At 74.6% G+C, this 8,791-nt stretch carries 9 protein-coding genes and 1 pseudogene; 6 read left to right on the forward strand and 4 right to left on the reverse strand.

What is annotated here, in order from left to right; all coding sequences use genetic code 11:
• The 4 genes and pseudogenes from B7767_RS14750 to B7767_RS14765 all read right to left on the reverse strand — a co-directional run.
• A pseudogene (locus B7767_RS14750) lies at nucleotides 1–180 on the reverse strand (transferase); the annotation flags it as partial.
• Nucleotides 177–1,844, reverse strand: a complete 1,668-nt coding sequence (locus B7767_RS14755) for a carbamoyltransferase C-terminal domain-containing protein (RefSeq protein ID WP_085572590.1) — start codon at nucleotides 1,842–1,844, stop codon at nucleotides 177–179. The gene B7767_RS14755 and the pseudogene B7767_RS14750, both read right to left, overlap by 4 nt.
• 18 nt (nucleotides 1,845–1,862) lie before the next feature.
• Nucleotides 1,863–2,825, reverse strand: a complete 963-nt coding sequence (locus B7767_RS14760) for an NAD-dependent epimerase/dehydratase family protein (RefSeq protein WP_085572591.1) — start codon at nucleotides 2,823–2,825, stop codon at nucleotides 1,863–1,865.
• Nucleotides 2,826–3,116: 291 nt separating this feature from the next.
• Nucleotides 3,117–3,620: a hypothetical protein gene (locus B7767_RS14765; RefSeq protein ID WP_085572592.1), complete on the reverse strand. Its 504-nt coding sequence runs from the start codon at nucleotides 3,618–3,620 to the stop codon at nucleotides 3,117–3,119.
• A gap of 172 nt (nucleotides 3,621–3,792) precedes the next feature.
• On the opposite strand from B7767_RS14765, the gene B7767_RS14770 reads away from it, so the two are divergent.
• The 6 genes from B7767_RS14770 to B7767_RS14795 form a co-directional block, all read left to right on the forward strand.
• Nucleotides 3,793–5,046, forward strand: coding sequence for a cytochrome P450 (locus B7767_RS14770; protein WP_085572593.1), 1,254 nt, complete (start codon nucleotides 3,793–3,795; stop codon nucleotides 5,044–5,046).
• Nucleotides 5,047–5,170: 124 nt separating this feature from the next.
• Complete coding sequence (locus B7767_RS14775; protein ID WP_085572594.1) at nucleotides 5,171–5,356, forward strand: hypothetical protein; 186 nt, start codon at nucleotides 5,171–5,173, stop codon at nucleotides 5,354–5,356.
• Between the two features lie 24 nt (nucleotides 5,357–5,380).
• On the forward strand, nucleotides 5,381–6,076 hold the full coding sequence (locus tag B7767_RS14780) for a hypothetical protein (protein ID WP_085572595.1): 696 nt from the start codon (nucleotides 5,381–5,383) through the stop codon (nucleotides 6,074–6,076).
• On the forward strand, nucleotides 6,073–7,059 hold the full coding sequence (locus tag B7767_RS14785) for a hypothetical protein (protein WP_107486105.1): 987 nt from the start codon (nucleotides 6,073–6,075) through the stop codon (nucleotides 7,057–7,059). The genes B7767_RS14780 and B7767_RS14785 overlap by 4 nt, the downstream gene beginning before the upstream one ends.
• Entirely contained in the window at nucleotides 7,056–7,973 is a 918-nt protein-coding gene (locus B7767_RS14790) for a hypothetical protein (protein WP_085572596.1), read from the forward strand. The genes B7767_RS14785 and B7767_RS14790 overlap by 4 nt, the downstream gene beginning before the upstream one ends.
• A partial coding sequence (locus B7767_RS14795) for a serine hydrolase (RefSeq protein ID WP_085572597.1) occupies nucleotides 7,970–8,791 on the forward strand: 822 nt, incomplete at its 3' end. The genes B7767_RS14790 and B7767_RS14795, both read left to right, overlap by 4 nt.

The raw sequence follows: 8,791 nt of genomic DNA on the forward strand, positions 1-8,791 counted from the left end.
CGGGACGGCGGCGGTCAGCGACGCACCGGCCGTGTCCGGGCGGTCGTCGACCACCACGACCCGCGCCGGGCCGGGCCCGTCCGCCTCGGCCAGCGCCCGCAGACACCGGCCGAGGCCGGGCCGGCCGAGCGTCGGCACCACCACCGCGTACTCCCCGTCCGGGGCGGCCGGCCCGGTCACCGGGAACCCTCGCCGTCGTCGCCGGAGCGGAACAGATCGCCGCGCCGGATCGCGTACGGGCCGATGGCCAGGAGGTCGACGGGGGAGGAGCCGAAGCACTCCAGGGCGTCACGCGGGTCGTCCACCATCGGCCGGCCCGCCGTGTTGAGGCTGGTGTTGACGACCACGGGCAGTCCGGTCAGCCGCTCGAACTCGCCCAGCATCCGCGCCACCAGGGGCTCGCGCGCCGCGTCGACCGTCTGGATGCGGGCGGTGCCGTCCACATGGACCACGGCCGGGACGCGGTCCCGCCAGGCGGGGGCCACATCGTGCACGAACAGCATGTACGGGCTGGGCAGCGGCCCGTCGAAGATCTCGGCGGCCCGCTCGGCGAGCACCATCGGCGCCACCGGCCGGAACTGCTCGCGCCCCTTGACGTCGTTGAGCCGCTCCAAGTTGCCCGCGTGCCCGGGATGGGCCAGCAGCGAGCGGTGGCCGAGCGCCCGGGGCCCGTACTCGCTGCGTCCCTGGAACCAGGCGACGATGCCGTTGCCGGCCAGTGTCCGGGCCACGGTGGCGGCGATGTCCGCCGGTCGCTCGAAGGGGACGGCGGCCGTCTTCAGCCACGCCGCCAGCTCCGCGTCGGTCCAGTCCCGGCCGAGGTCGGCGCCGGTCATCGGCTCGGGCCCGTCACCGGCGCCGGCGGACAGCAGCAGGGCGCCGCCGAGCGCGGTCCCCGCGTCCCCGGCCGCGGGCTGCACCCACACCCGGGAGAACGGGCCCTCGCGGGCGATACGGGAGTTGGCGACGCAGTTCAGGGCGACACCCCCGGCCAGGGCGAGCACGGTGTGGTGGGTACGGCCGTGCAGCCAGCGGACCAGGTCCAGCAGGGTCTCCTCCAGTACGGCCTGCGCGCTCGCGGCGACATCGGCGTGGTCCTGGGTCCACGGCTCGTCCGGGCCGCGCGGTGCGCACAGTTCGTGCCAGGGCACGCCGGTGGCGTGGAAGCCGCCGTCGCCGGTCGGATACACGTACCGGCGCAGTTCGGTCAGCATGCGCGGGGTGCCGTGGGAGGCGAGGGCCATCACCTTGAACTCGTCGGAGGAGCGCAGGAAGCCCAGGTGCTCGGTGAGTTCCTCGTAGACCAGGCCGAGCGAGTGGGGGAGGTCCTGGGCGCGCAGGGGTTCGAGCCGGTCGCCCACCCGGCGGGCGGCGAGGTGCGAGGCGCGCTCGCCGCGGCCGTCCAGCACGAGCACGGAGCAGTCCCCGGCGTCCGGCGCGGCGAAGGCGCCGGAGGCGGCGTGCGCCATGTGGTGCGGTACGAAGCGGACGAGGCCGGGGCCGAGTCCGGGCAGCGCGGTCCGCAGGAAGCCGGGGGCCTCCCGCGCGTAGGTGAGCCGCAGGTGGTCCCACGGGTCGTCCAGGCCCATCGCGTCGGCGGGGCGGGCCAGCGCCGGGTCGAAGGAGTAGGCGACCGCGTCGAGGTCCTCCGGGCGCAGCCCGGCCCGCCTCAGACACCAGGCGGCGGCCTGCTCCGGCAGCTCCCAGGCGGAGAACGGCAGCGGGCGCTTGCCGTGCTTGCGCCGGGAGAACCGCTCCTCCTCCGTGGCGGCGACGGTCCGCCCGTCGATCACCAGGGCGGCCGCGGGGTCGTGGAAGAGGGCGTTGATTCCGAGGATGCGCATGGTGGGCGGGCCTTTCGCTCAGCGGCGTGTTTCGGCGCGGAACCAGTCGATCGTGCGGCGCAGTCCTTCCTCGGCGGTCACGTGGGGCTCCCAGCCGAGCTTGTCGCGGGCCAGCGTGATGTCCGGGCAGCGCACTGCGGGGTCGTCCACCGGGCGTTCGATGTAGCGGACCTCCGAACGGGAACCCGCGAGCGCGATGACGAGACGGGCCAGGCCCAGCATGGTGATCTCGCCGGGGTTGCCGATGTTGACGGGGCCGCGCATGCCGTGGGCGGCCGCCGCGAGGACGCCGGCCACCGTGTCGTCGACGTAGCACAGCGAGCGGGTCTGCAGTCCGTCACCGGTCACGGTGAGGGGTTCGCCGGCCAGGGCCTGCCGGACGAAGGTCGGTACGGCGCGGCCGTCGTGGCCGCGCATCCGCGGGCCGTAGGTGTTGAACAGCCGCACGATGCAGGTGTCCGTGCCGCGGGTCTCCGCGTGGGCGGTGGTCAGCGCCTCGCCGAAGCGCTTGGCCTCGTCGTAGACACTGCGCGGGCCGACCGGGTTGACGTGGCCCCAGTACCGTTCGTCCTGCGGATTCTGCTGGGGGTCGCCGTAGACCTCCGAGGTGGAGGCGAGGACGAAGCGGGCCTCGGCGTCCTGGGCGAGCTTCAGGGCGTTGCGGGTGCCGAGGCTGCCCGTCTCCAGGGTGTGCAGCGGCAGCCGCAGATAGTCCGCGGGGGAGGCGGGGGAGGCGAAGTGCAGCACCAGGTCGGTCGGCCGGTCGACCGGCAGCTCCTGCGCCACGTTGGCCCGTACGAGCGTGAACCCGGGCCGTTCGAGCAGCGGGGCGATGTTCTCCGGACGGCCGGTGCTGAGGTCGTCCACGCAGGTGACGGCCGCGCCCGCGTCGAGCAGGGCGGCACACAGATGGGACCCGACGAACCCCGCCCCACCGGTGACGACGGCGTGCTCCCACTTCCGCGATATGACGGTACTCATACCGCCCAGCCTGACCCCGCCCCCTGCCTCCGGCGCGGCCACCTGGTGCAATCGAGTGAATGACGGAACGTGACCCACGGCCTCCGTTCCCCTCCCCCCGGGCGGACGCGCCGCCGAGGCGGACAGCCGTATGCCCCGCCCCCGCGGGCAGTCGTGCCTCCCCCAGTGCCTCAAGGGCCTGGGAGGTGCCCCCAGCGGCACGGGTGGGCGGTGGGGGAGGCACCCCGGCAGCGCCGGGCAGCGCGACCCGCCCCGCCCGGCCACAACACCGGGCACCCGCGAACGCCGAAGTCAGCCCACCAGGGTGACGTCCGGGTCCAGCCGGCTCAGCAGCTCCGACCGGTGGAGACCGGCCACCGGAGCCACCAGATCCGGATGCCGCAGCAACACCGCCGCCCGGCGATCCGTCTCATCGGGTGCGACCAGCCGACGGAATTCGGCAGGCACAGCGCCCCCCGCGAGCGCGCTCACCGCAAGACCGGCCAGCTCAGGATCGGCCAGCAGACACACCGCCCAACTGGCCACCACCTCGTCGACCCACGTACGCCAGCCCTCGCCCCCGTCACCCGCGTCCGCCCCGGTCACCCAGTCGAGCCGCCCCGAACCCCCGGGCCCCGCCAGTCCGACCAGGGCGGCATCCATCTCCGTCGGATACCGCAGCCGCGCCGCGACGGTCACCGCCTGCCGCGCCTGCACCTCGCACAGCGCGACGGCCAACGCCCCGCCGGGCGTGGGAAAGGAACACGTCAGCCACTGCGTCGTCGCCGCGATGACCGGTGAGAGATCTGCTTGCACTGCCGGGCCGCCCGAGCTGCTGGGGTGAAAGGACCGCACGGAACGCTAGCCGCCGCCCCACCCGTCCCGATATGACACCGACCTCCTTCGGCACGTGGCCTCGGCCACATCCGAACGGGTGGCCCCGTCCCACCCGGAGTGTCCCGCCATCCCCCCGGGGCACCCGACGGCGATGGACGTACTCAGCCGCCCCCTGCTCGACCGCACCCTGCCGCTGCTGGCCGAGGGCTACGCCTGGCTGCCCAACCGGATGCGCGACACCCCCGGCCCCGTGGTCCGCACCCGGATCCTGGGCCGGCCCGCCCTCGCCCTGCGCGGCCCCGAAGCGGTGCGGTTCTTCTACGACGAACGGAACGTGCACCGGCACCGCGCCATCCCCGAACCCGTGCTCGCCACCCTGTTCGGCCACGAGGCGGTGCACACCCTCGACGGCGTCGCCCACCGCGCCCGCAAGTCCCTGTTCCTGCCGCTGCTCGCCCCCGGCCGGATCGCCGGCCTCGTCGACCACGTGACCGGGGCCTGGGACGAGGCCGTACCCGCCTGGGGCCGGCGCGGCTCCGTCGTCCTGTTCGACGAGGCGGGCACGGTGCTCACCACCGGGGTCCACCGGTGGGCCGGCATACCGCTGGACGACGCCGACGCCGAGGCGACGGCCCGCGACATGATCGCCATGGTCGACGGCTTCGCCACCGCCGGACCGCGCCACCTGCGGGCCCGGCGCGCCCGCGCGCGGCAGGAGGACCGGCTGGGCCGGCTGGTGCGGGACGTGCGGTCCGGCACGGTCACCGCCCCCGAGGACTCGGTCCTCGACCTGGTGTGCCGGCACCGCGACGCGGACGGCGGGCCGCTCGACGAGAAGACGGCCGCGGTGGAGCTGCTCAACGTCGTCCGCCCGACGACCGCCGTCGCCTGGTTCGTCGCCTTCACCGCGCACGCCCTGCACAAGTGGCCCGAGCACCGGGCGCCGCTGGCGGACGGGGACGTCCCGTTCACCGCCGCGTTCGCCCACGAGGTGCGCCGCTTCTACCCGTTCGTGCCGTTCCTCGGCGGTCTGGCCGCCCGGGACCTGTACTGGAGGGGCGAGTGGGTCCCGGCCGGGGGACTGGTGGTGCTCGACGTGTACGGCCAGAACCACGACGAGTCGCTGTGGGGCGATCCGTACGCCTTCCGCCCGCGGCGCTTCCTCGAACGGCCCGTGGAGCGCGACGAACTGATCCCGCAGGGCGGCGGCGACCCGGCCGCCGGCCACCGCTGCCCCGGCGAGGGCATCACCGTCGGCGTGCTGGAGGCGCTCGCGGTGCGGCTCGCCCGGATGGAGTACACGGTGCCGGAGCAGAATCTCGCGATCCCGCTGCACCGGGTCCCGACCCGCCCGCACAGCGGCGTGCTCCTGTCCGGTGTGCGCCCGCCCGCCGTCTCCTGGTGACGCCCTTGCGCCTTCGGCCTGTTGAAGAAGTGACGAAAACAATTCCGGGAGAAGTGGAGTGATTTGTCCGTTATGGGTGATTCTGAAGGGGAAGGTACTCGCTACATCTCAGGGAGATGGTGTCATGCGTCCCGACGAAGTCATCGAGGAACTCACCGGAGTCCGGAGCACCGACATAGAGGCGGCACTCGACCCGGCCGAGACCGACGGTGTGTACCGCGACAGCCGTGAGTGCGCCGCGCTGGCCGTGGCCGCCGGCGGAGGGTTCGCCCTGCTGTCGCCGCCGACCCCGCGCCCGAAGAAGGGCTGAACGGGATCGACGGGAGCGAATGATATGGAGCAGTCAGGCACTTCGACCCGCTTGCAGGCCGCGGTGCAGGACCTCGCCTCCGGTGTGGTCTCCGCCCTTCGGGGCGGGGACCACACCCGCGCGGTCCTCCCGGCGGGAACCGATGGGGAAGCGGGAGACCTCGCGCTCGCCGCCGTACGGGTACTGGGCGCGGACGCGATGCTGCCGAGCCTCCTGCTGGGCACCCCGCCCGACCCGGCGGAAGTGGCCGTGTTCCGCAAGGCGGTCGAGGCGTACCCGCCCCGCGCGGACGCCGCGCCCACCGTCCGCTGGAGCCACTGGGGCATGGCGCGCACACTGCGGCGGATCGACCCCTCCTTCTCCACGAGGCCGCCGGACGAGCCGGACACCGGCTGGCTCGACGAGGCGGGCTGGCAGTCCCTCACCCATCAACTCGCCGTACTGGCCCCGCTCGCCCTGCCCGGTGAGGACTGCGCGGTGAGCCGTGCGGCCGTGCGCCGGCCCGTCGACGTGGCCCGCGGATTCGTCCGGGCGGTGCGCCGCCGGGACTGGCGGCAGGCCGCCGGAGCCGGCCGCTGGCTCACCCTGCTGTCCGGTGTACCGGACACCCTCGGCCTCGAATCCGGCCTGGACTTCGTGGAGTTGATGGGCGGACAGGACCCGCAGGTCGTCCTCCACGTCCAGGCGGCGCGGCTGACGCGGACCGGAGCACGCGTGTGACCGCGCCCGGCGCCCGGGGCATCCGGCGGGTCGCCGAGGACGCCCTCACATGGGTGACCGCCCACCGCGCCCGCTTCGCGCTCGGCGAGGACGCGCTGACGGCCGACGGCCGGGTCGACGGCACCTGGAAACCGCTCGGCGAACTCGCCCGGGTCTGCGCGACCGTGATCCACCGCACCGGCCCCGCCGACCCGCTGCACGCCCGGGCGGGCGCACTGCTGGAGTTCGCCTGGCGACAGACGCGCGAGGGCGGGATGTTCTCGTTGCTGCAACGTCTCGAGCCGTTCGCCACCTACCCGTTGGAGGTGTACGCGGCCTTCGCCTCGGCCGGATTCCGCCACCCCGCCTACGAGGAGGCCGCCGCCGTGGTCGCCCGTACCCGGGGCTGGCGGCTCACCGAGCAGGACCCGACCCGGCGCCTCGGCGTCCTGAAGGCCGAGGAACGCTGCGGCATCCACCGGCCCGGACAGGACCCGGCCCCGCTGCCCCGCACCTGGCTCGGCGGACTGCCCGAACCCTGGACCTTCGAACGCGCCGCCGGATACGCCCTCACCCACGTCGTCTTCCACCTCACCGACTGGGGACGCGCCGACGACGGTCCGCCACAGGGGCTCGCCGACTATCTGGCCGACTGGCTGCCGCCCTGGCTGGACACCTGCCTGGACGCCGGGATGTGGGACCTGAGCAGCGAGCTGCTGGCCGTGGCCGCGACCCTGCCCCGCCCCCTCGACGACGTCGTCCCGCCGGACGCCTGGCAGCGCCTGGGGGCGGTGCAGGACCCCTCGGGCGCGATCCGGGAAGAGGGCCACGACGCCGGGGACGGTGAAACCCGCGATGAAACCCGCGATCCCGACCGGTACTTCGCCACCCACTACCACTCCACCCTCCTGGCCGCCTTCGCGGCCGTACTCACCACCGCACGCCCGGCCGGCGCACCCTCCGGCACCGGAACGCGGCACGGCCGGCAAGGAGCCCCGGCATGACCGACACCCGTCTGATCCACACCGTCGGAGCCGGCGCCCTGGAATGGCTCTGGGCGCACCGCGACGGCTTCCGGCTGGAGCCCGACGCCGACCCGGAAGTGGGGTTCCTGGAGCGCTTCAAACCCGTCGGCGAACTCGCCCTGATCTGCAAGGTGCTGTTCCGCGAGGGTGTCGCGGGCTCCCGCCAGGCGCAGCTCGCCCGGCAGCTCCTCGACCACGCCTGGCGCGACACCCTGGACGGGGGCGCCGCGCTGGTGCGCGGACAGCGCACCGAACCGATCTCCCCCATCCCGTTCGAGGTGTACCTGCCGTTCCGCGAACTCGGTTACAGCCGGCCCGAGCTGGAGCGCGCCGTCGCACTCGACCACCGCCTCGACAGCTGGCAGGCCTACGAGACGACCCCCACCCGGCGGCTCGCCCTCTCCGCGTTCCAGCGCCGCTTCGGACTCACCCCCCGGCCCCCGGAGTCCGAGGCCCTGCGCCCCACCTGGCTGGCCCGCACCCCCGAACCCTGGACCGTCGAGGGCCACACCGCCTACGCCGTCACCCACTGCGTGTTCCACCTGACCGACTGGGGAGAGAACCCCGGCGGACTGCCCCCGGACCTCGCCGGCTACCTCACCACCTGGCTGCCCGCCTGGATCGACGACTGGCTGGACCTCGAACGCTGGGACCTGCTCGGCGAACTCCTCGTGGTCGACGCCTGCCTGCCCCGCCCCACCCTGGACGAGCCCGCCTGGCGGGCCTTCGCCGCCGCCCAGCGGCCGGACGGCGCCATGCCCGCGATCCGGACGATGCCCGAGGGCGACGAACAGGCCGTGTTCGACATCGTCTACCACTCGACACTGGTCGCCGCCCTCGCCTCCGTGCTGGCCACCTCCCGCGCCCTCACCGAACTGGCCCGCGCCTCATGACGACGACGTACCGCACGCCCTGGCCGGGCCTCCCGCCCGACGACGGGATCCCCGCCCACCGGGCGGAGTCCCGCGCCGACGAGCGCCTGTACGAGCGCCTCGGTGACGCCGTCACCGCGGCCGACGCGCCCGACGCCGTCTTCGCCGTGTCCCGGCACGGCCGTCGCACCGTACGCACCGGCGGCACCGCCCCGCCCCCGGAGCACCCGCGCGACACCCTCCGCTACGAGATCGGCTCGGCCTCCAAGACGTTCACCGGACTGCTGCTGGCCCGCCTGATGGACAGCGGCCGGCTCTCCGGCGGCGAACCGGCCCACACCCTGCTGGACGGCGGCCGGCCCGCCGGACCGGCGCCGGCGACGCTCGTCCACCTGATCACCCACACCTCCGGACTGCCCCGCCTCCCGGCCGACTTCTACGCCCGTGCCCTGCCCGCCCTGCGCACCAACCCCTACGCCCGCTACCCCGACGCGCGCGTCGTCGACGCCTTCCTGCGCCACCGCCCCCGGCACCGGCCCGGCACCCGCTGGCGCTACTCCAACTTCGGTGTCGCCGTGCTCGGCCACGCCCTGGCCGCCGCCACCGGCACCCCGTGGCCGGACCTGATCGCGGGAGAGCTGCTCCAGCCCCTCGGTCTCGGCGACACGGCCCTGCGGGCGGACACCGGCGGACCCGACGCCACCGGGCACGGCAAGGACGGCGGGACAGCCGTCCCCGCCTTCGACGCGGGCGGCTTCCAGGCGGCCGGCGCCGTCCGGGCCACCCCGCACGACCTGCTCACCTACCTCGAGGCCCACCTCGACCCGGCCCGCGCACCC

It is taken from the genome of Streptomyces sp. 13-12-16 (genome assembly GCF_002114215.1).
Classification (GTDB): domain Bacteria; phylum Actinomycetota; class Actinomycetes; order Streptomycetales; family Streptomycetaceae; genus Streptomyces.